Raw genomic sequence first — 23,633 nt, forward strand, 5'->3', positions numbered from 1 at the left:
ACGGAAATAATACGGTGAACGTATCCAAAACCGCAGGTCCGCCTCGTTTTAGGGTCCAAAGTGAGCTTGAAACCACGGCCTTATCACCTGACGCACAGGCCGCCGCCGAGGCGTTTATCGCCGCTGGGACGGCACCAAACACGGTGCGCAGCTATCGTACGGCCCTAGCCTATTGGGATGCCTGGCTACACCTTCGCTACCGGCGCGCCCTTGGCGACGGCGGGATAGCAGAGGCTGTGGTCGTTCAGTTCATCGTCGATCACCTGGCGCGTCCGACCGCGGATGGAACTTGGCACCACCTCTTGCCGGCGGACGTTGACCTTGCCTTGCGCACGGCTCGCGTCAAAGGCAAGGCCGGACCACTGGCGTTCAACACTGTCAGCCATCGCCTGGCCGTCCTGGCCAAATGGCACAAGCTCAACGGCTGGGACAACCCGTGCGCGGCATCAGCGGTCACCACCCTGCTGCGCGAAGCAGGCAAGGCACAAGCCCGCCGCGGTGTCGCCGTGCGCAAGAAGACCGCCCTCACGCGCGAGCCACTTCTGGCCATGCTTGCGACCTGCACGGATGGACTGCGCGGCATACGGGACAAGGCCTTGATCCTGCTCGCGTGGAGCGGAGGCGGTCGACGCAGATCCGAAGTGGTGTCTTTAAGAGTAGAAGACCTACGGCGCGTGGATGAGGAAACGTGGCTGTATAGTCTCGGCACAACCAAGACCGAGACCAGCGGCCAGATTCGCGAGAAGCCCTTGAAGGGAGTTGCAGCAAGGGCGCTGGAGGCTTGGCTCGTCGCGGCGCCCTCCTCTGCTGGCCCGCTATTCAGGCGGATGCGCAAGCATGACCAGGTCACCAACATCGCGTTGTCCGGCGAGGCGATCGCACGCATCATCAAGCGAAGGGCGCAACTTGCAGGACTACCCGGGGATTGGGCAGCCCACAGCCTGAGGTCGGGTTTCGTCACAGAGTCGGGGCGACAGGGTGTTCCCCTGGGTGACGTCATGGCGATGACCGAGCACCGCAGCGTGAGCACGGTCATGGGTTACTTCCAGGCCGGTTCATTGATGGCCAGCCGTGCCACACAGCTTCTGGATGACGACGATGACATTCGCCCCGAGCAAGGTGCATGATCCGAACCTGGACGCGGCGTTACTCGTGCGTTAGATACGTTGACGAGTACCGCCTTGACGTACTCGCTAGCCTCAGTCGAGCGTGCAGAGCAGGCCGCCGCGCCTCAGCCCTTCATCCATCCATTCGCCGCTAAGACCATCGACAGGTACCGGGCCTCCAGCTCCTTCACCAGAGTGCGGTGGTCACCGACTTGCTGCTGGAGTTCGTCCAACAAGTGTTGAAGCACTAATAAATTACCCAGGCAACGCTCGTGCAACGCCTTATCTGATTCAGCGCTTTGCCTGGACTGGGCAGAATCGAGCAGCCCTTGAAGTTCATCAAGCCGCCGCTCGAAAGTGGACTGAGTGGCAGCTAAGAGCGGCGTGAAATCGCTCCATAGAGTACGCCCGTCACTGTCAGGCCTTGCGCTCGTATCGGGCGTTGACTCCATTACGGAGGAGGACTGAGGGCATAATTCTTTCCAGAGGGTATGCATCGCCAATTTATACTCGTGGCGCTCCCGCCGACGCGCTTGCCTGCAGCCAGCCCTCTCGAAGGCCAGGAGTCTAAGCGCCCGCTGCAACTGCGCTTCGGTGCCATGCAGTGCGCTTTTGGCTGCTTTTTCATCAACACGTAACTCGTCAAGTCGTTCCTGCAGGTGGGCGTTGGCCGATGCCAATCGACGATGCTCCTGCTGCTCCGTCATCAGCGTTTGTTCAAACGCACGCCGCTGCTTGGCAAAGGCCTTCTCCATGACCTGCCGCTCGTGCCGCATCGTCTCCGCAGCGTTCTGCTGTGCACAAGCCATCGCATGCGCCCAGAGAGTGTTGAGCGCATCATAAAGCGATGCTGGAAGTGCCTCGGTTTGCAATCGTTTCATGACCACAGGCCACCACTGATCCAGAAGGCTGCCAATATGGACTAACGCACCTCTACCCAGGTGATGACAGACCCGAGCGGGGGTTACTCTTCGGCCACTGGCCATGACGGCATCAGCAGCAGCAAAGATCTCCTCATCGCGTAACGTGTCCGGCATAGCCATGATCTCCTAGGTGGCTCAGCGCTGAAGTGCGGGAACTTCCCACGCATAAGGAAGAGAAGTGCCGCGCGATGTATCACACCAGCGCAGACTTCCCGGCACTGGCTCCGCAAAACTGACGCGATCGTCGCGGGCTTGGCGTATCCAGCAGCGAGACTGCCTGAATGCATCCTGGCTGGAAAAAAAGTTCGTTGGGCTCGTGGTCAGCAATCGAAGCAGCAGAACAGGCTTGCGCAGCAAACGCCACAGGCGCAGGTCTGCCTAATCACCCTCCTCGTTGATCCATCCCCTGGTCGTAAGGCGCTTTCTGATGCGATCCAATCGACGCAGTTTCCGCTCGAACTGCGCACAAGTACTGGGCCAACCGGCCACATCTCCGAATTTCCCTAGGCGATGCGCCTCGTCGAGGATTCGGTATAGAAACGAGCAGTCCATTTTCGCTGGCAGCGTTGAAGCCACGCACAGCACGTAATCCGCAAATACCGTGCGCAACCAGGCGCGGGCAAACTGGTCGGCGCTCCGCTCACTGCCGAGTAGTCCGAGCACTCCGCATAAACCACACCAGCGAGGTAGGCCACACAGACGCTCCAGGCGTCGAACGGAGAAATAGCGCAAGGGGCGTCCGTTGAGGCGAAGTTGCGCCGCCCAACAGCTAGTGTCTTCCTGTGGATGAACCAAGCGGTTGAGTAATGGCCACAGCGGGTCATCCAGCACGGTCTGAAGGATCGGGAAATCTTCGATCAAGGGTCCGCGCACAATGCTTCGCGGTAAAGCCCCCTGCAGGTAATCAGCCCACTTCTGATTATAGGTACTCAGCACAGGCAGGCCGCGCCGCGCCGCCCACCACTGCTGCCCCCACTGCGACAACTCCTGCCCCGTAGCCGCACAACCGGCTGAATCGGCCAGCGTATGCGCAAAGAACATACCTCGAATCTGAGCCACCCCTAGGTTGTCAGGCATCTGATGAGCCTCTGATGTGAGTGCCATCATGGCCTTCGCTTGCACGAAGACGTACGGACCAATTGACTGAATCCTAGCAATAAGCCACCTGCACCATGGCTAATGCGAAAACTTCGGATGTTTCTGAAACCACTGTAGTAGAGCAGTTGGTATGAATATTTCCGAGCATAAAGCCGGATAGATAAGAAGACCTTCCCCGTTAAATAATATGAACACGGCAAACCCAACGCTTCGATGCGGAGGCTTAACGTGCTCGCCAGTATCCACACCATGCCTTGCGATTCCGTGCCCGCATTTCCGTGGCCAGGCAAGGGGCATCGTAATTTCTCGACAACATTTCCTTCTCGGAAGAATCGCCGGTCTGTACGTTGCGGGTCGCTCCTGCAAGCGGACTATTGTGTTCAACTGGAAAAGGACCCGCAGGTAGAGGAATACTGGGCGCAACCACATCTTTTCGTGTGGTTCGAAGGAGCAACCAGGTACCGTTACTCCCCACATTTCCTGGTAAGTACCAGCAACGGTAGTGGGTACTATTGCGAGATTCGAGACAGTTTTATCGAAATGACTACAGCCCATCGCGAGAGGATGCACGCCTTCGCCGCTCTGTGCGGCCGGCAAGGTTGGGGATTTCGTAGCATCGACCGCACAGGTGTTAAGGGTGACACCTTTTCCACACTGGAGCAGCTGTATCTACGCAGCTTCGACTCAAGCCAAGGCTCCTACGCGAAGCACCTCGCAACACTAGCAGCTGTGAAGTGGCCGGCAACCATCCGCGACTTTTTAGCCAACACCCCGATGATCCCTCTTGCCGATTTGTGCGAGTGGCTGTTTTTCGAACAGCTTCATGCTGATCTAAGCCAACCGCTTGATCTCGACTTATCTATCCAGGGTTTGCGTGTGGAATCGGCTCTTGAGTAGAGAGATAGCGTCGCCGCTAGTCGGCGCCCAGTACACGATTGATGGCTTTATCTATGAGGTCATCGAGCTGAGTGACAACCTGGTTACTCTATCAACGCTCACGCAACTGAGAGTCATCAACATTTCTCTCGATTTATTCATGAGCGACCTGAAGCGCCGGAATATTAACCTGTTCGCCGACAAGCCTGGCAACAGCTCCAATGCAATAGCATTTCTCAATGCTGAGGACCCTAAAGTCATCGAAGCCAAGCGGATGCATATGTACATCGTCACTACCTTGAGTGAGCAAAACAAACGCCTACCCAAGGTAGGCACGTTGGCAATTATTCGTCGTTTAGCAGAGCAAACCAACGATCCTCATCCTCCTGGTTACACGACATTATGCCGATGGGTCAAAAAGTATCGTGACTCTGGCAACGATGAGTTCTCCTTGTATAAGGTGCCCAGCACACTTCCCCGCGGTCGGCAGCTCTCCAGTGAAGTAAAAGCTCAACTCGAGCAGATAATCAAAGCAGAACTGATAGAGAAACAGCAGCGAATTACTTTAAAGCGAATTTTTCAATACACCGATGGATACGTGCTCAGTATTAATAAGCTACGTATGGGAGGCCCCTTACCTCTTCTTATTCGTCCGAGTGAATCAACGGTCCGCCGGGCGATCACCAGCCAGCAGGGATACGCCTCTGATGCGGCTCGTCTCGGGACAAAGGTGGCCCGCGAAGCCCATTTTTTTTGTGGCCAGCAGGAAGGGCCCAAGGCGCCACTGGAGCTCTGCGAGATTGACTCCCATCCACTGGACATTGTTGTTGTGGATCGGCGTGGCCATGTGCTCGGCAAGATCGCCCATGCGACGGTAATAATCGATGTATTCACGAGGATGGTCATCGGCTGGGAGCTGTCGCTTTCCTGTCGTTGCGCAGAGACCACCCTCAAAGCAATTCGCATGGCGGTTGTTGCCGTTCCCGGCGAGGAAAACTGGCGTGGCACAATGCGGTGTCTGGTGAGTGATGGCGGTCCGGAGAATGCCAATCAGCTCTTCTTGAGAATAGTTGATCGCTTGCAGATCAAGTGGCCGTTGCCCCCGGCAAAGGCACCAAACACCCGTCCACATATCGAGCGTTTTTTTAAAACCTTTGAATCATGGTTGCACGAGCAATACGGCACGACATTTTCCAACCCCGATGCTTGCGGTGATTACGACTCAGTTCGCCACGCCTGTTACACCATTGAATCGCTGAACAAGTATTTTGATGAATGGCTGGAAAATGTCTATCACAACAAGAAACATCGAGAACTCAATATGCCGCCTCGCGTAGCCTGGGAGCGTGCCATGCAGAACCAGCTCCCGCCCAGAAAGTTCTCTGCTGAGGCGTTGGACGCATTGTTTCGAGGTTTAGAATATTCCGCACTGCATGGCAATCGCGCCCAGTTTTTCTGTTTATCCTGGACGGGCCCGAACTTGGGAAGAATCAAAAAAATGCTGCGCAAGGGTGAAAGAGCCACCTGCTATTACGACCCTACGGATCTTGGTGTCATCTGGGTGGCGGCCCCGCGGGCACCACGCGATCTCGTACCAGCTTGGGGAACTCAGAAATCCTACCAGCCGGGGCTTACATTAAGCGAACATAAATTATTACAGGAACAGCTGAAGGCAGACGGCAGGCAGTTTGACGACAGTGATGCGCACATTGCCCTATTGCATCTGCGACAAATTATGCAGGAAGAACACGATCAGTTCGTCACTACGAAGCGCAGGCACGCACATACCAAAGGCAAGGCTAAGTCTGCGAGTCCTCCTCCGCCCACCATTGACCCAGCGGAGATCGATGAACCATGGGAGGATGAAGACGCGGCAGCTTGGAGGGTTGACTAGATATGAGCGAGGTCATTGAGCGGTCAACTCAGGTTCTTCCAACGCTGGAAAAATGTGTGGTGTGGCATCCAGGGTTCACTCACGCCTACGAGTTGGTACACAAGAGCATCAGAACCACCGAGACGCGTCAAGCGGCTTCCTCGATGATGCTGATCGGCCCTACCGGGACCGGGAAGTCGAAACTGTGTGAACGAATTGCGCAGGAATTCGGTTGTGCGGAGAAACTCGGGGATAATAACAGCCAAATTTTGACCAAAGGCTGTCTGCTTGTCGAGGTACCACCTGACGCGACCATTAAGACGCTTGCAATCCAAATGTTGAGCCGCATGGTCGTAGAAAATCGAGAGCGACTGGAGAAGTCAAGTGGTACCGCATTAACTCGAATGATTATCCAACGGTTGATTGTCATGCAGACCCAGTTGATTATCCTGGACGAGTTCCACCGGCTCCTCGATCAAGGCCAGGGACCAACGAAAAAAAAGGTATGCCGGTGGATTAACCAAATATTGAATGAAACAAAGATTCCTGTGCTTCTTGTGGGCTTGCCGACGGTCGAGAAACTCATAGATGAAATCTCTGAATTGAGTGATCGTTACCCCTATCGAGCCCGACTGAGATATTTCGATATTGGCAATGACGCAGCTAAAGCCCAGTTTCGAAAATTAATTGAGGCCATTGAGAACAAGGTTATTGACCCGGCAGGGTTCAGCGAGCGAATCGCGCTTAGCCAAGCGATGCCCTTCAACGCAATCTGTCTGGCGACGGCAGGAAATCTTCGTCACCTAAATATGCTGCTCAATGACGCTCTGACCATCGCACTAGAGCGGGAAGACAATAAGTTCACCCTTGAAGACTTCGCCCAAGCAGCCGATGACTTGGATTTCTGCCGCGCCAGCAACCCATTCCGCCTTTCCGGCGAAGCGCTGAGTGCGCAGATGAGGAAGGAGTATGCGAAACCTATGCTATCTCCCGTTACCAGCGGAGTTCGAAAGTAGCCAGAGCCTATGGATGCGCACGGCCCACTACAATGGCTTTGGCAATGTTCGGAATCTGTGTGCTTTTTTTGGTATCGTGCCCCGACGCTGGATGGACGTGCTCAGCACAACGTCGCCGCTGCTCGACATCATTGCTCAAGAAGCGCCGCGGCTAATCGAGTCTCTTCGCAAGGCATCCTATTCCAAAGAGCCTGGCCGTATGAGCTTTCAATTGGCCGGAGTGCAATTGCCCCTGGGTTCATGCCCAGGGACTTGGTCCTATTGCCCCCAATGCATTATAGAGGGGCACTCGCCGATTTTTCACGATATACGCGATATCCAGCTGTGTTTACTACACGGTACGCAATTAATAATGAATTGCCCAGCCTGCAATATCAAGCAAGCCTGGCAAAATGCCAACTACTTGACCTGTCAATGCGGTTTTGATCGTCGCACTGCCAATCAATTTCACGGCAATTTTATGCCGCCTGTGAAGAACCCTTTTGAATCCAAAAGCGCTATCAAAGATATCTCAGGCAAATACGAGATAGCAGAAGCCTGCGCCGCATTATGGCAGGCACGTCAGTATTCCGAAAACCATGCCAACTGCAGCCTTCCAGAACGTGTCATTGAGCATATCGATATGACGGTTGCGGCACAGGTGGAGCGGTATCCCGGTTTCATTCGCTCACTGCACATGGCGCCGTGGGTCTGCCACGCATCAACAACCGTCGCATGGCTCGCCAGTAGAGCCATGGATAGGCACTACACAGATGCTCACGCTTGTCCGCAACATGACTGCTGTCGCTTCGCAACCATTGATCATCAGTACGCCTGGTATGCAGTGTTTGGTGACCATGCCTTGATCCATGGCCAGAACAAGTTCTTTGCCCGTAACTGGATGAGTCAGCAGTCTCCTCATAGCTATAGTAGCCCGCCACGCTGCCAAGTTATCCGAGAAGCACAAGCAGAGACCAGAATTGAAACCCCTGTGATTCATTTGCAAGGTGTAACGAAGGATGAGGCGGCGACACTATTGAAGTGCCGAAGATCTACAATTGATGAACTGCTGTATCAAGGATGGCTTAACAGAGCAAACGGAGCACTGGCAGCTTGCCTACCCAATCTCCTCGATCAGGCCCAAGCTACACGCTTCTCGCAAAAATACCTACTACTTGACGAGGCCTGCACCACGCTAGACTTACCTTACGTCCTGTGTGAAAAAATATTGTCCGCCATGGATGCTAATTCAGCGAATTATTATTCAACCCCAACATTCTACCTCCGACTTTACGCTTTAACCATGCTCGACAACGTTAGACGCATGCGCAACCCGGAGCTGGCGATTTTCATCATGCCTAGTGAGCAAACATCGGATGAAGATTGTACCGCCAATAGATATAGAACTCCTGCCTCGAGGAGAAGCAAAAATGCATCCGATATAAGTTCACTTTCTGAGCGTGAAGCCTTACATCCCCGCCCCAGCGCATCTAGGCTATTCAACATTGATGAAATGTTTAAGATTTTTCGAATCTCTCCTGAAAAGGGAACCGGAATTCTAGACAAAGCTGGCGTATTCCTTCCTGAAGTCGACTCTACAACTACGACTCTCAGTTTTGCCGAAGTGGTCGCATACCGGAATATGCTATTCAAAGACAGCCAAAACCTCAATGATGTCCCTAACGTCTCTGGTTCAACGTGAGCTGTATTTCTGCGCCCGATCCGAACTAGCACTCGCAAACCAATTTTGCTGTCAGTGAAGTTAACCCCTGCCGACCTCCCGAATTGCGCGTCAAGACCGGCGGCGATATCTCAGCCTGGGAAATGAATTGCCTCTTGACGTATAACGCCGGTTGAGCCAAGCGGTACTCGCACTCGCGTAATCGACGGCGCAGCCATTACGTCATTGCCTTGGATTACCGGCTTTGCAGTTTATGGTGATACCCTTGAGATAAGTCGTGTGGTTTGGAGCCTCCCAAGGCTCATCTTGTTCAATACTTAACCCTCAGGCAACCGGAGTTACCGACACCAATGAAATACGTTATTTTCCTGATCTTGGGTATCTCGACATTATGGCAGATCAGCTTTTCTCAAGGATCTTGGTTGCAGTTCATGCTGCTATCCCTCATATCCACCTCCTGGGTAGTGGGCACGCTTTATATCTATGATTTCATCCGTGCAGTACGTGGAACCAACTCTGCGTACATGAGCGAGTTCTACGGTGAATTGAAATCAGAGATTACAGGCACGGTAGCCCTGGCGATTGCTCTTGGTGTCATCCTCGCGCTGTCATCTACCGCATACAGTCTGTCGAACATCGATATCGGCTACACGGGCGCGGCATTTCTGCTCTCAGCTTTCAGGGCCCTCCGTAGTTTGAAAACGCGAAAAGTTGCAGGCAATCGACTCCCCACCCGGATTACACACGCACTTTTAACCATGTTCCTAATCACTGTAGGGATCTATGGCTACTACCTAGTACAGATCAACTCAAACGCCTTTCCGGCTCACGCATCCCTTTGGATTCAATGCACACTACTCATGACTTCAATTTGCTGGTGTATTGCAGCACAGCAAGTGGTGTTCATCCTAAAAAAGCAGCGAATGGAAATTTCGCCAGTGATCGCAGAAATTTTTGATTCGATTTCAATGAGCCGCGGGATCTATCGGGACGCAGGGCAGATGGCTGACAAATGGAATGAGTTGGTTTTCCAGCAAAATCGCCAACTCCTGGCAAACAAGCACTCTCACAAAAAAAAACGGAAGAGGAAGCGCTAAATTTTGCATGCCGCATGTAGGTGGGCCGTCCAAGAATCTGCTAAAGCGGGCGGCCCCACGAGATCGTAACGGATCACGAATAGCACATTATCAGTGAAGTTGGAGACGGAGTACTTAGCGATTTGTTGATTTCCTCTACCACCCAAGTGCCAACCGGCCACACCACCTGCAGCACCAAAAGAACGGTAAAACTCACAAAAGCCCGAAGCAGGTATTCATGGGTCAGCTTGATGCCGGTCACCTTCTGGTTGACCAATGAATAATTGTATAGGACGGCACCGGCGAGTTGTTTCGCTAGGGCAGCTTTAGGACATCTTCTTTTCCAGCTTTTTGCTAACTCCTCAGGACCAAGCTGCGCGAATCCTGCAACCTTCAGTGTCTTGAATGCCCACGCCCCTGCACCAAGCAGAAAAGCGACTGCCCAGCCGAACAAGAAGAGCCCTATACAGCCCAACCACTTGTTTGACTTCTCGTTCCACAAGGTGGGTAAAAGTGACACCAAGACGGGGATCAACGCCGTGATGGCGGCTAGGTAGATTCCTGCCTTGGCATCTGCGCCCTTCCTTCGATCAATCTCTGCATCAAATAGCCGACGAGATTCATCCAGAACGACATCGCTGTCGATCGTCCAATCTCCCTCACGAACTGACTCGGCGATTCTCAGCCTCCATGCGTCATCCTCAGCCTTTTGAACAGGTGATAGTGGAGTGACCTTCGGCCATAGCCAATTGAGACAGTCCGTAAGATTAAACAACTGCGCTCCCTGTCAACTCATCTACGATCGCCGAAGCAATCGGGTAACCTGTTAAATTCTCAATCCAAGCCCACTGACCATTCGGATTGATCTCCAAGAACCATAGCTTCCCCGCCCGATCACATATCAAATCGATAGCGCCGAAACGCAACCCCAGGCGCTGAACAAGCTGGACACACATCTGTTGAACACCTAGTTCGAGAACAATTTTTTCATGCCGCAGATCAGTACGGCTCCCCTTTCGCCAGTCGGTCTCAGTTTCAGCGTTATCTTGCGACCAGATCGCCGTAGCAAACACTCGTTTGCCTACAACGGTCACGCGAACATCGTATTGCTTTAAGACTTCGGACTGAACGATGAATGGGGTCAGTCTCATTGCATCCGACTGATCATCCTCAATCCCTGAAAGACGAGAAGTGAAAATGACGCGCTCCGTCTCGCCTGTCAGCACTGCTTGGCGAAGGGGCTTACCAATCGCCTGGCCCAACGCAGTTATAGACCTTGCACATGAGATGTCGTTTGTAATGCATGCCTCCGGCACGTGGAAACCAATCTCTTGGGCGAGAAGAAGCTGCATGGGCTTGTCCTCAGCCAAGAAAATCCTGGTGGGTGAGTTCAGCCACCGCCCCTCCAAACGACAGTAGAGGCTTTTCAGAAAGCTACTCCACTCCGCCTCGATGTAAGCACGCTCTCCAGGATCCGTAACTGTGTCCGGCACAACCGGTGCACCTGGCCTACGGAAATATGCTCCTGTTATCTGCGGCCCACGCACAACCGCCCCATTCAGAGAAATAGACCAGGCGTCCCGGGGATAACCTGCCATCGAGCACAACGCTTGTGGTAAGTGCTCGGTATTAAGTCGGACAAAAGGCTGGCCACGTCGACGAAGCTCAGCCACGACATAATCCATTGTGATATCACGACGATTTGTCACCAACAGCAACATGATGCGCTTCCAAGTCAGTCCGAGTAATAGCGAGCGTCTAGCCCGAAAGTAGGATCACCGTTGTCGTCGCGCTCCAGTTCGACATTGGTCTTGGTAATCAACTCAAGAATGTGGTTGGCACTGCATTTATCATCACGCTCGCTGGTCGCATCGGTTTTGGTTACGAGCTGCATTAGGTGACTGCTTGAGCCTGAACCAAATGATCGATCGCGGTACGGACTGGGGTCATCGTCATCGCTCTCGACCCTCTGGTAGGTTTTAGTCAACAGCTCTATCTGCCAGGACGCCTCGTCATCCTGCTCGGCATTGACCTTGGTCTTGGTCATCAGCTCGTCCAGAGCGCCATCGGCGATGATCGGTGCTGCACCATCCGCAGTTTCAACGACCCACATGTGGAGATCAGTGGAGTAGAAGCCAGAGATGCTGTCTTCACCCGTTCTGGGTGTCGCAAATCTGGATAGAAACGGCGACAAATTTTGCAGAGCTCCCACGCTGGCGTCTCCTATGCCTGTAAGTCGCCAAGGGCGGCAACGCCCTGACAGTACCATTTCGCCAGCATTACGGTAAGTGATAGTTGAGAGTTCGAGAAACCGAGCGCATAGCACTTTGTGTTAACTGAATCGAAAATCCATCTGGCCTGTCCGAACAGATAGTGCTAGGTAGCATCGCGCCTAACTCCACTCCTGCCCCCAACCAATCGGAGTTCAACTATCGCTCAACAGGTGCATGATCTCACTGACCCAATCAAAAAAACACGTCTTATTTAGCAGATCGATCTTCGAAAAATAGTTTTCACTCTCAAGATCAAACAGGGGCCAGACCACTACCCAATATGCGAAAATTACTGCCACTCCGAGAAACTCACCATCATCATGAAGCGACGCCCACGCGAAAGGCATTTCATCATTTTTTGTAGAGACCAAGCTCGCACTCTTCGGTGGCCAATAATAAAGAAATGGGGTATGAACAAAATCGCTATCCACGCCATGAAACAAATGCTCGCAGACCTGCTTATTTATTGAACTTCCATGCGGCGAGGACAGAAACTCACTAGCGTACTTCTCTCCATCAAGTTTCAATGCGTGTAGCGCTCTCCAAGCAACTGAGATGACAAATTTCTCCAGAACTCTAGATTTCGGCTCGTCATAGTCATATCTACCCAAGTAGAACTCTGTTTCGAAAACGCCGTGAATTTCCACAGGAGTGATGGGCAGAGTTCTCCACGAACTCATTTCGTCAACGTTACTCGGCATCAACAAGCTTGGGACGTGCCGTTCAATATTAGATCCCAAGAGGCTATCACACTCAATGCACATCAGGTTAGGTTTCGGAAGGTCTTGTTTTGGAAGATCTTTTCGGCCAACCCATCGAAACTGAAACTTTTTTTGCCCTGACTCACTCACCTCACCAGTTAATCTCTTACGAATAAAGTTCGGAATGACATGGCTATCAGCCATTTTTTTCTCCAAACCGCATGCAATACAAGCCATCCTAACCCCCCCAGAGTACCAAACCCAAACAAACGTACATTATATTCCAACTTGAGAATATCTAGCCCTAGGTAAGCAGCGCCGAGGTGTGACCGGCCAAGCTCAACGGAGGCCAAGAATGGTAAGAGATAGAGGCGTGGTTGGCTACATTTCAACGCTTAAGTACTCTCTGAGGGGTGAGTAACGCAGATTCCCAAAGCATATCAATGTAATGGTCGTAGGGTGATTGAAAACTCCACTAGATGTGATAGCTTCTCGCGCCTGAGCAAACCTCGTAGACAAAGGAGTTGGTGTGAATCCGGATTGGGTAAGAGATTTCATTGAGAATTTTGCATCGGCCACCATCGGCGACATGGACATCCCAGAGCTAGTCAACGGAAAAGTTCTGCACACACCTAATCGGCTGTTCAAGGTCAGAGCTTGTAACGAGTACTCGCTGAAGAACCTGGCTGAGAAAACTCTCTATCTGAGCGTAGCCAATGAGTTTAACGACCCATACGACACAGCTTTCTGGATTGACTATCGGAAGCTCGCTGCTTGGGAGAAACTCGTTGAGCTTGGCTTCAGCGATGATCAGGTCGTGACTGCGCTCGCCTCCGAAGACCCTATTTCAGCGGTGATTACGCTCGCTTCGGCTCATGACCCACACCTTCTACATGTTGACCAATGGCTACACGAAGTAGAGGTTTTGGCGTCAAACCACCAGGCTGGGCAGCTCACGACCCTCATTGAGCAGCTCAAAAGCAGCTACAAAATCTGCAGCCTGAGCGAGCGTGTGGACTCGATGTTGATGTGGAGTCACTATGGCCACAACCACACCGGTTTTGCCATGGAGTACGATTTCTCAGGCCTTCATCGAAATCATCTTTCGACCCTCACGCTCTGGCCGGTCGCCTACACAGATAAGTTGTTCGACATCACCCATATTTTCAGAGCTCACCGTCTGGGTAAGGACTACAACGCGCTTTTTGGCATTGCTGCATCGCTGTGCAAAGCTGTCGACTGGCATTATGAGCGCGAGTGGCGCTGGGTGGTTCCAGATGACGATAGAAAGGTCAAAGGTATCAATGTCGATGCGCCCCTGAAGGCCGTTCATCTTGGGGCTAAAATCTCGGATGCTGACGCGCTTGAGATCTTGAAAATATGCAAAGAAATCGAAATCCCGGCCTATCGGGTCACACTTGCACCTAACGAATACCGGATGGTTTCGGAGCCCACTAACCTGGACGATTGGTGTTCTGCCCGCTGACGGGAGGCAGTAAGCGATTTCGATGACGACTAAGGCCTAGCCTCCACCTATGGTATGGGGAGGCAAAGTCCTGAGATTGAACACACAAACTTCTCTTGCAATATGTTTTTCTCTCTAGCTGGGCGAAAGCATGTTCGCTGAAAATTTCTTTGCAGCTAACTGACCTTTGAGACCCCTGGCCGTCGAATGTGGCGGCCAGTGCAGGCCTAGATTGCTAAGGAGACCTCTCAAATGCCTGTTTGTCCTAGCGATGATTCGCCGTGTACCGCTAATTCTCATTTCTGATGACACTTTTGCGCTGATTCTCAAATCTGATGACCGGAGAATCTCATTTCTGTTGACGTCCCGGGCTGCAAGCCACGGTTTTCCGTCTGCAGAATCTCATTTCTGATGACCGACGACGCGCGGGTGTACAACCGCCCTTTCCGGCCACGGGCGTGGTCGCGAACAAAGGCAGGGAAAATGGGGAAAAGGCGCCGGGAAGCTATAGTTACTGGCCTTGGGGGATCACGCGTTAGCCGCTTGCCGGCAGGTGCTGCCATGAAACCGATCGATCTCGCGCCGTTGCTGGCGCTCTGTCTTGTCGCTGGAACCCAGGCGGACGACCGCCCGCTGCCGGGCCATGACGCCAGCGGCACGTTCATCTACTACGGGGCGGACCAGCCGTTCGCCCATCCGTTCCCGCCCTCGTTGAGTTCGGTACCGCCGAAGCGCTATATCCCGACAGCACCCCGTACCTTCATCCCCGTCGCCAGCCGGCACAACTTTGCCGATTCGCGCCTGCCGACGGTCACCGATACCACCGCCCGTGTCTTCATCCGCGTCTACGACGCGGAACACGGGGTCCATGTCAACGAGGAAGTCAGCGATCCGGCGTGCCAGCTCGCCTGCCTGCGCCACTGACAAACCCTTACCAGTGGCGTTTGTCCGGGCGTTCGAGGCCGAGCTTCTCGATGCGATAGCGCAGCATGTCGCGGCTCAGCCCCAGCAGGCGGGCGGACTTGGTGACGTTCCAGTCGGTCTTGTCGAGCATCCTGCGCACCATATCGCGCTCGACCTCCGGCAGGTTCATCGATTCAGTGCCGTTGTGCGGCGGTCGAGGCTCCAGGTGCGGGGTTTCCTGGAGTACGGGCAGGTCGTCGACCAGACCGTGGCAGACGTTCAACTGGTGCGCGGCGATGGTCTCGCTGGGCGCCAGCAACACGGTCTGTTCGAGCATGTTGCGCAGCTCGCGCACGTTGCCCGGCCATCCGTAGTTGAGCAGCAGCTCTTGCGCCTGCTCGCTGAAATGCAGATTCGGCTTGCCGTAGCGCTTGCCATGGCTGGCGAGGAAGTGCCGGGCCAGCAACAGGATGTCCTGGCCCCGGGCATGCAGGCGCGGGACCTTGATCGAAATGATGCGCAGGCGGAAAAACAGGTCCCGGCGGAATTTTCCCTGCTGGACCATCTGCTCCAGGTTGCAGTTGGTGGCGCTGATCACCCGCAGATCGACCTTGCGCTCCTTGACCGAACCGACCCTGCGGATGGTCCGGTCCTCCAGCAGCTTGAGCAGCTTTGCCTGCAGTTGCAGGTCCATTTCGCCGACTTCGTCGAGAAACAGCGTGCCGCCGTCCGCCGCCTCGACCAGGCCGGTACGGCGCTCCCTGGCGTCGGTGAAGGCGCCTTTCTCATGACCGAACAACTCTGACTCCAGCAGGTTCGAGGGAATCGCCGCGCAGTTGAACTCGATGAACGGGCCCTTGCTGCGCGGTCCGTCGAAATGCAGTGCGCGCGCCACCAGTTCCTTGCCGGTGCCGGTTTCCCCCTCCACCAGTACCGGTGGCAGGTCGGTGTTGGCCATGCGCCGCTCGGCATCGAGCAACTGGGCGATGGTGGTCTTGAGCTGCTGCATGGGCGCCGATTCGCCGATCAGCGCCTGCACCCCGGACTTCTGCGCTTCCCGCTCCTGATAGAACGACAGCGTGCGCTCCATCCGTTCAGTGGCCAGGGCCTTGTCCAGCAGCAGCTTGAGCTCGGTCAGGGCGACGGGCTTGGTGACGTAGTGAAAGGCCCCCTCCTTCATCGCGATCACCGCATCCTCGACGTTGCCGTAGCCGGTCATCATGATCACCTTCAGATCCGGCGCGCTGATGCGCAGCTTCTGGATCAGGTCGTGGCCACTCATGCCAGGCAGCGAGTTGTCGGTCAGCACCACGTCCGGCACGAAGCTGCCCAACTGCTCCAGCGCCTCTTCCGCGGAATGGCAGACCGTGACTTCGAAGTTCTTGCGTTCGAGGTAGGTCTGGATGTTTTCAGCCAGCAGTTCATCATCCTCGACCAGCAGAATGCTGTGTTCCATAGTCGCCTCCCGTTGCCACCTTGAAGTTGAGTCGCACGCGGGTTCCTTCCTGCTCGCGGCTGGTCAGTTCGACCGAGCCCGCGAAGCGTTCCATTATTCTTTTCACCAGCGCCAGACCGACGCCCAGCCCGCCTTGCTTGGTCGTGAAAAACGGCTTGAAGACCATCTGTTGCTGCTGGGGGCTCATGCCCTTGCCGGTATCGCTCAAGGTCATGCCCAGTTGTCCGGGGTGCGAGGCGTCGATGTCGATCGTCAGCACGCCGCCCTTGGGCATGGCTTCCAGGGCATTGGCGAACAGGCTATTGAGAATTTGCGTGAGCAGCACCGGTTGGCTGACGACCGGTTCGACAGATGGCGTCTCGAAGCGCACATCGACACCGTTGCGCCGGATCAGCGGGTCATAGGCACTCAAGGTGTCCTCGATGGCCGCGACCAGGTCCACCGCTTCGCCGTCGTCGTTGCTCGGACGCATGGACGCCAGCAGTTCGCGGACCCAGCGGGACATGCGATCGACCTGGTTGATGATGTCGCCGATGTTCTTCTGCGCGCCCGAGCTGGCGATATCCATCGCCAGCTCGGCGCTGGAGCGGATGGTCGCCAGCGGATTGCGCAGGCTGTGGGCGATGGCCGAGGACATTTCGCCGAGGGCGGCGAAGGTTTCGTTGGCGATCAGTTGCCGTTGCTGGCTTTCCAGCAGGCGCGCGGCGCGCCGGACGATCCAGAACAGCGCCAGGTAGATCGCCAGGCCGCCCAGCAGCGTGGCCAGCCAGATGTTCTTGAAGCCCCGCTGGATGCGCGCCACCAGATCCGCGGGTTCCTTGTAGATCTCCACCATGGCGATCACATGGCTTTTGTCGGCATTGAACATCGGAATGTAGTTTTCCACGAACAGGTACTGCGGCTCGCGCAGCAGCCGCTGTTCGGGACGTTCGTCGTTGATCTCGTGATAGCTGGTGGACACCGTTTCCTTCATCTCGAAGGAGTGATCCAGTTCGTCGTCATCCTCGATTTGCAGCCCGATGAGGTCGGGATTGCTCGACCACACCACCGTGCGGTCGAGGGCATAGACATTGGCCAGCAGCAGGTCCGGCAGGTGCCCGACATGATCGAGGAACTCGGTCCGCGCCGCCGCCCGTGATTCCGGCGGCACGTCCGGGTAGGCGTTGTCCTGGCGCGGGTCGAGCATTTCCCCCATGGTGCGCTCGGGATGGATCGCGGCATGGCGGATCTCGGCGGCGCCGATGGCCTGGACGAACTGCGCGGTGAGAATCGAGTCGCGTTCGATGCTCTCGTTCACCACGAACCGGGTGGAAACGTAGCCCAACCCCAGGGCGACGGCGCTGATGATCAGGAAGCTGCCCACTGAAAACCAGCGCAACAGGTTGAACTGCCCCTGCAACCCCGGACGCGGCTGCGCATCGGGCACAGGGACTGGCTGGTCGGGTAAAGGCATGGATATCCCCTGTTTTACGGCATCCGCCGTTTCCGGCGTGATGCGGATCAGTGTAGGCGCCATTTGCCACTATTGAACCTGCGCCATCGGTGTTCGCTGGCGTGCCGTCTCCTCGCGCAGAAACGCGATGATCGCCTGCACCGCCTGCTCATCGAGGTGCAGGTTGGGCATCGGGATCCTGTCGTAACGCTCGAACAGCGCCAGCGCGAGCGGATCCCGTTCCGCCAGCAGACGGTCCGGCTCGCGAATCCAGCGGCTCAGCCAGGCCGGATCGCGCTGTTCGGTCACCCCGATCAGGTCGGGTCCGATGCTGCGCATACCGATGTTCTGCCCATCCTCCGGGCCCAGGCTGTGGCACGAGGCACAACGGGTACGAAACAACTCTTCGCCACTGCTCGGCGGGCGAATCTCGGGCGCGCTGGCATAGCTCTGCGCATGGCTCGGCTGTTTCCAGTTCTGCAGGCTGTTGCCCAACTGGTCGGCGAGGATCCAGGGGTTCTCGAAGGGCGATGCCTTCATCCAGCGCCCGGTCTGCTGGTTGCCGACGATCAGGCTGAGGTTGTGATCACGGCTGCGCCCGTTGTCGACCCCCTCGATGAACAGACCCAGCTTGCGCCGCAGTTCGGTGATCTCGGCGAAGTCGCCGGTGAGAAAGCGCCAGCCCGGCCCGACCTTGAAGCGCCGGGCATAGGCGTCGAGCACCTCGGGGGTGTCGCTCAGCGGATCGATGCTGATGGAATAGAAGAACACGTCCCGCCCGACCCGATCCCCCAGCAGGCTCTGCACCTGGCGCAAGCGCGCGGTTTCCAGCGGGCAGGCCTCGCTGCACGAGGTGAAGATGAAGTTGATCACCACCACCTTGCCCTTGATCAGGTCATCGAAGAAGCGCACCTGCCGCCCGTCCTGGTCGGTCAGCAGGGTGTTGGGAAAGTAATCGGCGCCCCAGGGCGTCGCCGACTCGCCGGCCGCTACCGCCGCGGTGTCGGGGGCCCGCAGCACCTGTGACGCGAGCAGGCCGCTGGCCAGCAGCAACACCAGGTGCATGGCCAGGGCCTGGCGGTTCATTTGTTCACCTGGATCTGCGGGCCAAGGCCATCGCCGTCGCGGAAGGTCGGCAAGGCGGCCGAGTTGACATAGTGCACGCCGTCCCAGCTCGGCAACGGTGTCGGCATCAACTGGAACTGCCCCGGTTTCTCCACATCCCAGCGCAACAGCATGGAGTTGTCCTCGTGTTGCGTGTTGTGACAGTGCTCCATATAGGTACCGGCGAACTCGCGGAAGTTGATTGCCAGCTCGACGCTGTCCAGGCCGTCGTTTTCCGAGCCGATGCGGTAGACGTCCTTGCGTGCCCACTTTTCCCATTCCGGCGGCGCCTTGCCGCCGCGGCTGAGAATGATCCCTTCTTCGAAGTGCACATGCACCGGATGGCTCCAGCCCTTGCCGCCGGCCTTGATGCTCCACACCTCCAGGGTGCCGAAGCCGCTGCTGCCGGCATCGGTGGGGCCGCTGGCCAGCTGGGGCGAGGCGTTCAGCCGCCGCGGGTCCATATGGAAGCCGAAGCCGCCGTCGGTCTTGACCGTCCACGGCGCCGCATCGGTACCGTCGGAGCGGCCGAAGGTGAAGGTGCGGTGGCGTGCCTTGGCCAGCAGCGCCTTGTCGGCGGCATTCTCGCGATGCAGTTTCAGCGGGATCATCACCCGCCCCTGCGCCTTGCCCGGCCGGGCGGGCTCATAGTCGGCCGGGTCCATGGCCAGGTCCTGACCGGTGTAGGCCTTGACGTTGAACTGCAGGACCTTGCCCACGGCCGGGTCGCCCTTGTCCCACTGCGGCCCCTTGCTCGACTGCTTGATCACCGCCAGGTATTTCTCCGAGAGCACGTCGCCCAGGGCAATCGGCTCCTTGGGGCCCTTGCCGTCGTCATGGGCCTGGAGGTTGACCAGGAACAGCCTGTCCCCCGGCTTGATGCCGTTCTTCGCGAAGTTGACGATGATGTCGAAGCGCTCGGCGATGCCCTGGGTCGGCAGGATCGCATTGTGGTTCTGCTTGTCGCCGTCGCCGTCCAGGTCCATGGAGCCGTCGAACGGTACGCTGTGCTCCATGATGTTGCCGTCGTTGGCGATCAGGTGGAACGGCACCCGCGCATAGGACACGCCAGAGCCCTTGGGGCCCTGGAATTCGCCGCCGCTGCCCTTGACCTCGCGTACCAGGGCCAGCTTGAAGTAGCGCGATACCGAGCCGTTGAGCAGGCGCAGGCGATAGCTGCGGGCACGCACGTCGAGGGTCGGTTTCCATTGCCAGTTGACCAGCACCTGGTCACCGATGAAGCCATCGGTGTTGAACGGGTTGAACCACAGCTGGCCGTTCTGATCCCAGGCCTTGTCGCCCAGCACCAGGTTGACGTCGTAGTCGCGATTGCCCCAGGCCAGCGCGCTGCCGCTGGGAAAACGCAGGTTGACGCCATCGTTGACCGCCTCGTTGCCGCGGTCGAGGGCGCTGTAGTAGTTCATCATCGCCGCGTTGCCCTTGTAGACGTTCTGCGCGGTGAAATCGAGCATGTGGTCGTGGAACCAGTGCGTGCTCATGGTTTCCCGCCAGTCGCCACGAATCCTGATCGTGCCGTTCTCGCAGGTCTTGCGCCCCGGACTCAGGTCGTTGGTCCACAGGGTTTCGCCGGGCGCGCAGGGAAACGCCGCGCGCGGGTCGCGGGCCTCGGTGTTGATGCTGTCGTAGCCGGCCAGCTGCACCGGCCAGCGATAGTCGTAGTACTGCCCGGGGAAAAAGAACGCATTGGCGTAACCGTCGCTTTCCGCCGGCGCGTGACCGTTGTGCTCGTGGGTACTGATGGTGTGCAGGCCGAAGCCCATGTTCGCCGCCGGGTCGATCGGCAGGCCGTTGTAGTGGCGCATCAGCAGTGGCTGGCCGTAGCGCACCATCAGCAGCTTCGGCGGCAGGGTGCCATCGAAGGTCCACACCGAGTTGTGGTTCTGCACCGGCATTTTCGGGTGGAAACGCGGTTCGACGCCCTTGGCCGTACCGTCGGTGGCCGGCACCCCGGCGACATTGTGATACAGGCCGCCGACAGCGAACTCGCCCACTGCGTAACCGTGCATCTGCCGGTCGTCACGCAAGCCGCCGTTGATCCGCGCGCCGGTCTGAACGGTCTTGTAGGCCTGCTGCGGGTAGAACTCGTTCCAGCGCTGGTGCGACCAGCCCTTTCCCGGCGGACGGCCTTCGGCCGACGAACCGATGCGCCGGTTGAGGAACATTTCGACCTGCGCCTGCCAGGGATTGCGGTCCACCACGTTGGCGAACTGACTGGGGAACGGCGTCAGCCCCGGTTGACGCAGGAAGGCATCGAGGGCCGCACTCGGCGGTGCGCTGCGCGCCACGCTGAGCGGATCCTGCTGCGGCAGCGGGCCGACGGCCGGCGGGGGAAAGCCCAGGGGCGCCGCCGGGGTGGTCGGGTCGAGTCGTTCCGGGCCGAACTCTTCGAACAGCAGCAGTTGCTGGGTGAAAGGCTGGGCACCGAACAACGGGCTCGGCTTGCCGTTGGTGGGATAGTTGAACGAGGTCTGCACGTTCGGCGGCAGGCTGTTCTCCTGGCGGGGAGTATCGCGGCTGCCCTTGACGTCATCGGGCAGGTCGAAGGCGTCGAGGTTGGCCTCCGGCAGCGTCAGGATGGCATTCAGGGCCGCCGGCTTGTCCGCCGGTTCGTCGCTGTAGGCCGACGGGTCGCCGGGCTCGGGCTGTCGCTCATCGTCGATCGGGCTGGCCCGCAGCAAGGTCGTACCGAGCAGCATCGACAGCAGGAGGGTCAACGGCGTCACCACGGCGAAGCGTTTCAAGGAGGAACGCGCTTTCGTGTCCATCACCAACCACCTCGAATTCATGAAGGGGGTGATGGGGTCAGTGCAAGAAGGTCGCCATATTTGTAACCATTGATTTCATTGATTATTGTTCAATGGAATCAACGGGTTACCTGAAACGGCAGTAGACAGCAGGCACGTGATTGGGGAATGACACCCGCAAACGGGGAACGTTCACACCCGCTTCGCGGTGGTCCGACGAAACGACAGGTGCACGCAGGTGCCCTCGCCTTCGCGGCTTTGCAGGCTCACCGAGCCGCCGAAGCGCTCCATGATCCGTTTGACCAGCACCAGGCCGACGCCGAGCCCGCCCTGCTTGGTGGTGAAGAACGGACGAAACGCCATGCTGCGCTGCTCTTCGCTCATGCCCCGGCCGTTGTCGCTCAAGACCAGGTTGACCCGCCGCGCGTCGCAGGAGTCCAGGACAATGTGCAGGGTGCCGCCCTGGTCCATCGCCTCCAGCGCATTGGACAGCACGCTGCCGAGGATCTGGCTCAACTGCGTCTGGCGGCTGAGCACCCACGGCCGGTCAGCGGCCTCGAACTCGACCTGGATAAAGGCCTTGGCAATCTGCGTTTCGAAGGTCGCCAGGCTGTCGCGCAAGGTCGCCAGCAGATCCACCGGCTCGGCCTCGTCGCCGATCGGGCGCAGTGACTGCAGCAGCTCGCGAACCCATTTCGACATGCGGTCCACCTGGCCGACGATGTCGTTGATGTTCCTGTGCGCCGCGCCGCTGTCGAACTCCAGCGCCAGTTCGGCGCTGGAGCGAATGGTCGCCAGCGGATTGCGCAGGCTGTGGGCGACCGCGGAAGACATTTCCCCGAGGGCGACGAAGGTCTCGGCGGTGATCAGTTGTTTCTGCTGCACCTCCAGCAACTTCGCCGCCCGCTGCACGATCCAGTAGAGCCCCAGGTAGATCAGCCCCGCCCCCACCGCGGTGGCCAGCCAGATCAACAGCAGCCCGCGCTGTATGCGGTCGATCAGGTCGTTGGGCTCCTTGTAGATCTCGACCATGGCCGTGACGTTGTTGCCGTCGGCATCGAACAGGGGGATGTAGTTCTCGATGAAGATGAATTTCGGCGGCACCACGAACTTCTGCTCCATGCGCCCCTTCTCGACGCTGTGATAGCTGGCCGATACCGCGGTTTTCGAGATGAAGGCCTGCTCCAGGTCGGCGTCGGCGTGGATCTTCACCCCGATCAGTTCCGGGTTGCTGGACCAGATCACGGTACGGTCGGGGGCATAGATGTTGGCCAGGATCACGTCCGGCAGGTGCTCGATATGGTCGAGGAACTCCCAACGGGCGGCGGCCCGGTCCACAGGATCGACATCGGCGAAGCTGTGGTCCTGGCGTGGATCGAGCAGTTCGCCCATGGTCCGCACGTTGGGCAGCGACACATGCCGCACCTCGGCCGAGGCAATCGCCTGGAGGAACTGCGAGGTCAGCAGGGCATCGCGATGCACGCTCTCGCTGATCACGAACTGCGAGGACACGCTGCCCAGGGCCACCGCGACCGTGCCGATCACCGCCAGGCTGATCAGGGAAAACCAGCGCAGCAGGTTGAAGGGCGGCTTGCCCGCGGTCAGGTGCTCGTCAGCCTCGGCGAGCGAAGGCGTTCTGCTCAACAGATTCATGGAGATTGTTCCCGAGGTTGTCCCCTATAGGGTTATAGCCCAGCTCACCCGAATTCGGGTGGGGCTCATTCCCCAGTTCCCGCCACCCCCATCCGCCCCCAAACCTGGGGGCAGGACGCCGTTCACCCAACCGTCCCCACCCTCGCCCGCGAGCCGCCAGGCCTTTGCCTGCGGGCCTGCGCGGGTATCCATCGATGATTGGTATGAATGTTGCGCCGGCCCCGGCAACCGGCCCATCCCCACGGGACGGGTC

19 protein-coding genes are annotated in these 23,633 nt (G+C 57.3%); 8 read left to right on the forward strand and 11 right to left on the reverse strand.

Annotated elements, in window-relative coordinates:
- Positions 1-116: 116 nt before the first annotated feature.
- Entirely contained in the window at positions 117-1,127 is a 1,011-nt protein-coding gene (locus tag CHB99_RS20065; protein WP_042126907.1) for a site-specific integrase, read from the forward strand.
- Positions 1,128-1,231: 104 nt separating this feature from the next.
- Here CHB99_RS20065 and CHB99_RS20070 read toward each other — a convergent pair whose 3' ends face one another.
- Entirely contained in the window at positions 1,232-2,143 is a 912-nt protein-coding gene (locus CHB99_RS20070; RefSeq protein WP_042126850.1) for a DNA-binding protein, read from the reverse strand.
- A 264-nt stretch (positions 2,144-2,407) separates the two neighbouring features.
- A complete protein-coding gene (locus CHB99_RS20075) occupies positions 2,408-3,136 on the reverse strand; it encodes a hypothetical protein (protein ID WP_042126848.1) in 729 nt (242 codons plus the stop codon).
- Between the two features lie 219 nt (positions 3,137-3,355).
- On the opposite strand from CHB99_RS20075, the gene CHB99_RS29600 reads away from it, so the two are divergent.
- From CHB99_RS29600 to CHB99_RS20095, 5 genes are all read left to right on the forward strand, one after another.
- Positions 3,356-4,024 carry a hypothetical protein gene (locus tag CHB99_RS29600; protein ID WP_141137316.1) on the forward strand — a complete coding sequence of 223 codons (669 nt, stop codon included), beginning with the start codon at positions 3,356-3,358 and terminating at the stop codon, positions 4,022-4,024.
- Positions 4,017-5,897, forward strand: a complete 1,881-nt coding sequence (locus CHB99_RS20085; protein WP_042126844.1) for a DDE-type integrase/transposase/recombinase — start codon at positions 4,017-4,019, stop codon at positions 5,895-5,897. The genes CHB99_RS29600 and CHB99_RS20085 overlap by 8 nt, the downstream gene beginning before the upstream one ends.
- Positions 5,898-5,899: 2 nt before the next feature.
- Positions 5,900-6,892 (forward strand): TniB family NTP-binding protein, encoded by a 993-nt coding sequence (locus tag CHB99_RS20090; protein ID WP_042126842.1) that lies wholly within the window; start codon positions 5,900-5,902, stop codon positions 6,890-6,892.
- 13 nt (positions 6,893-6,905) lie between these two features.
- The gene (locus CHB99_RS29605; protein ID WP_141137317.1) at positions 6,906-8,573 is read left to right on the forward strand and encodes a hypothetical protein; all 1,668 of its coding nucleotides are present in this window, start codon (positions 6,906-6,908) and stop codon (positions 8,571-8,573) included.
- 329 nt (positions 8,574-8,902) lie between these two features.
- Positions 8,903-9,649 (forward strand): hypothetical protein, encoded by a 747-nt coding sequence (locus CHB99_RS20095; RefSeq protein WP_042126840.1) that lies wholly within the window; start codon positions 8,903-8,905, stop codon positions 9,647-9,649.
- Positions 9,650-9,722: 73 nt separating this feature from the next.
- On the opposite strand, the gene CHB99_RS20100 is transcribed toward CHB99_RS20095, so the two are convergent.
- From CHB99_RS20100 to CHB99_RS29610, 4 genes are all read right to left on the reverse strand, one after another.
- Positions 9,723-10,403 carry a hypothetical protein gene (locus CHB99_RS20100; RefSeq protein ID WP_042126838.1) on the reverse strand — a complete coding sequence of 227 codons (681 nt, stop codon included), beginning with the start codon at positions 10,401-10,403 and terminating at the stop codon, positions 9,723-9,725.
- Positions 10,396-11,349 (reverse strand): MvdC/MvdD family ATP grasp protein, encoded by a 954-nt coding sequence (locus CHB99_RS20105; protein ID WP_042126836.1) that lies wholly within the window; start codon positions 11,347-11,349, stop codon positions 10,396-10,398. Before CHB99_RS20105 ends, CHB99_RS20100 begins: the two co-directional genes overlap by 8 nt.
- A 14-nt stretch (positions 11,350-11,363) precedes the next feature.
- Positions 11,364-11,840: a hypothetical protein gene (locus CHB99_RS20110; RefSeq protein ID WP_245655629.1), complete on the reverse strand. Its 477-nt coding sequence runs from the start codon at positions 11,838-11,840 to the stop codon at positions 11,364-11,366.
- Between the two features lie 213 nt (positions 11,841-12,053).
- The gene (locus tag CHB99_RS29610) at positions 12,054-12,806 is read right to left on the reverse strand and encodes a hypothetical protein (protein ID WP_141137318.1); all 753 of its coding nucleotides are present in this window, start codon (positions 12,804-12,806) and stop codon (positions 12,054-12,056) included.
- A 325-nt stretch (positions 12,807-13,131) separates the two neighbouring features.
- Between CHB99_RS29610 and CHB99_RS20120 the strand changes: the two genes are divergently transcribed.
- Together CHB99_RS20120 and CHB99_RS20125 are read left to right on the forward strand one after the other, a co-directional pair.
- The gene (locus tag CHB99_RS20120) at positions 13,132-14,088 is read left to right on the forward strand and encodes a DUF2971 domain-containing protein (RefSeq protein ID WP_042126830.1); all 957 of its coding nucleotides are present in this window, start codon (positions 13,132-13,134) and stop codon (positions 14,086-14,088) included.
- Positions 14,089-14,628: 540 nt separating this feature from the next.
- Positions 14,629-14,991 carry a hypothetical protein gene (locus tag CHB99_RS20125; protein WP_042126828.1) on the forward strand — a complete coding sequence of 121 codons (363 nt, stop codon included), beginning with the start codon at positions 14,629-14,631 and terminating at the stop codon, positions 14,989-14,991.
- Between the two features lie 7 nt (positions 14,992-14,998).
- On the opposite strand, the gene CHB99_RS20130 is transcribed toward CHB99_RS20125, so the two are convergent.
- From CHB99_RS20130 to CHB99_RS20150, 5 genes are all read right to left on the reverse strand, one after another.
- Complete coding sequence (locus CHB99_RS20130) at positions 14,999-16,426, reverse strand: sigma-54-dependent transcriptional regulator (protein WP_042126826.1); 1,428 nt, start codon at positions 16,424-16,426, stop codon at positions 14,999-15,001.
- A complete protein-coding gene (locus CHB99_RS20135) occupies positions 16,395-17,879 on the reverse strand; it encodes a sensor histidine kinase (protein ID WP_042126824.1) in 1,485 nt (494 codons plus the stop codon). Before CHB99_RS20135 ends, CHB99_RS20130 begins: the two co-directional genes overlap by 32 nt.
- A gap of 69 nt (positions 17,880-17,948) precedes the next feature.
- Entirely contained in the window at positions 17,949-18,944 is a 996-nt protein-coding gene (locus CHB99_RS20140) for an SCO family protein (RefSeq protein ID WP_042126822.1), read from the reverse strand.
- Positions 18,941-21,748 carry a multicopper oxidase domain-containing protein gene (locus CHB99_RS20145; RefSeq protein ID WP_042126820.1) on the reverse strand — a complete coding sequence of 936 codons (2,808 nt, stop codon included), beginning with the start codon at positions 21,746-21,748 and terminating at the stop codon, positions 18,941-18,943. Before CHB99_RS20145 ends, CHB99_RS20140 begins: the two co-directional genes overlap by 4 nt.
- A gap of 171 nt (positions 21,749-21,919) precedes the next feature.
- A complete protein-coding gene (locus CHB99_RS20150; RefSeq protein ID WP_042126818.1) occupies positions 21,920-23,380 on the reverse strand; it encodes a sensor histidine kinase in 1,461 nt (486 codons plus the stop codon).
- Between the last annotated feature and the right edge of the window lie 253 nt (positions 23,381-23,633).

Origin of the sequence: Pseudomonas japonica (assembly GCF_900188455.1) — a bacterium.
In the GTDB taxonomy this organism is placed as follows: Bacteria; Pseudomonadota; Gammaproteobacteria; order Pseudomonadales; family Pseudomonadaceae; genus Aquipseudomonas; species Aquipseudomonas japonica.

Excerpts from the sequence above, each read along its gene's own strand:
- CHB99_RS20070 (WP_042126850.1), bottom strand. The coding sequence starts at position 2,143 with ATGCCGGACACGTTACGCGATGAGGAGATCTTTGCTGCTGCTGATGCC.
- CHB99_RS20075 (WP_042126848.1), bottom strand. The coding sequence starts at position 3,136 with ATGATGGCACTCACATCAGAGGCTCATCAGATGCCTGACAACCTAGGG.
- CHB99_RS20090 (WP_042126842.1), top strand. The coding sequence starts at position 5,900 with ATGAGCGAGGTCATTGAGCGGTCAACTCAGGTTCTTCCAACGCTGGAA.
- CHB99_RS29605 (WP_141137317.1), top strand. The coding sequence starts at position 6,906 with ATGCGCACGGCCCACTACAATGGCTTTGGCAATGTTCGGAATCTGTGT.
- CHB99_RS20095 (WP_042126840.1), top strand. The coding sequence starts at position 8,903 with ATGAAATACGTTATTTTCCTGATCTTGGGTATCTCGACATTATGGCAG.
- CHB99_RS20105 (WP_042126836.1), bottom strand. The coding sequence starts at position 11,349 with ATGTTGCTGTTGGTGACAAATCGTCGTGATATCACAATGGATTATGTC.
- CHB99_RS29610 (WP_141137318.1), bottom strand. The coding sequence starts at position 12,806 with ATGGCTGATAGCCATGTCATTCCGAACTTTATTCGTAAGAGATTAACT.
- CHB99_RS20125 (WP_042126828.1), top strand. The coding sequence starts at position 14,629 with ATGAAACCGATCGATCTCGCGCCGTTGCTGGCGCTCTGTCTTGTCGCT.
- CHB99_RS20130 (WP_042126826.1), bottom strand. The coding sequence starts at position 16,426 with ATGGAACACAGCATTCTGCTGGTCGAGGATGATGAACTGCTGGCTGAA.
- CHB99_RS20135 (WP_042126824.1), bottom strand. The coding sequence starts at position 17,879 with ATGCCTTTACCCGACCAGCCAGTCCCTGTGCCCGATGCGCAGCCGCGT.
- CHB99_RS20140 (WP_042126822.1), bottom strand. The coding sequence starts at position 18,944 with ATGAACCGCCAGGCCCTGGCCATGCACCTGGTGTTGCTGCTGGCCAGC.
- CHB99_RS20145 (WP_042126820.1), bottom strand. The coding sequence starts at position 21,748 with ATGGACACGAAAGCGCGTTCCTCCTTGAAACGCTTCGCCGTGGTGACG.
- CHB99_RS20150 (WP_042126818.1), bottom strand. The coding sequence starts at position 23,380 with ATGAATCTGTTGAGCAGAACGCCTTCGCTCGCCGAGGCTGACGAGCAC.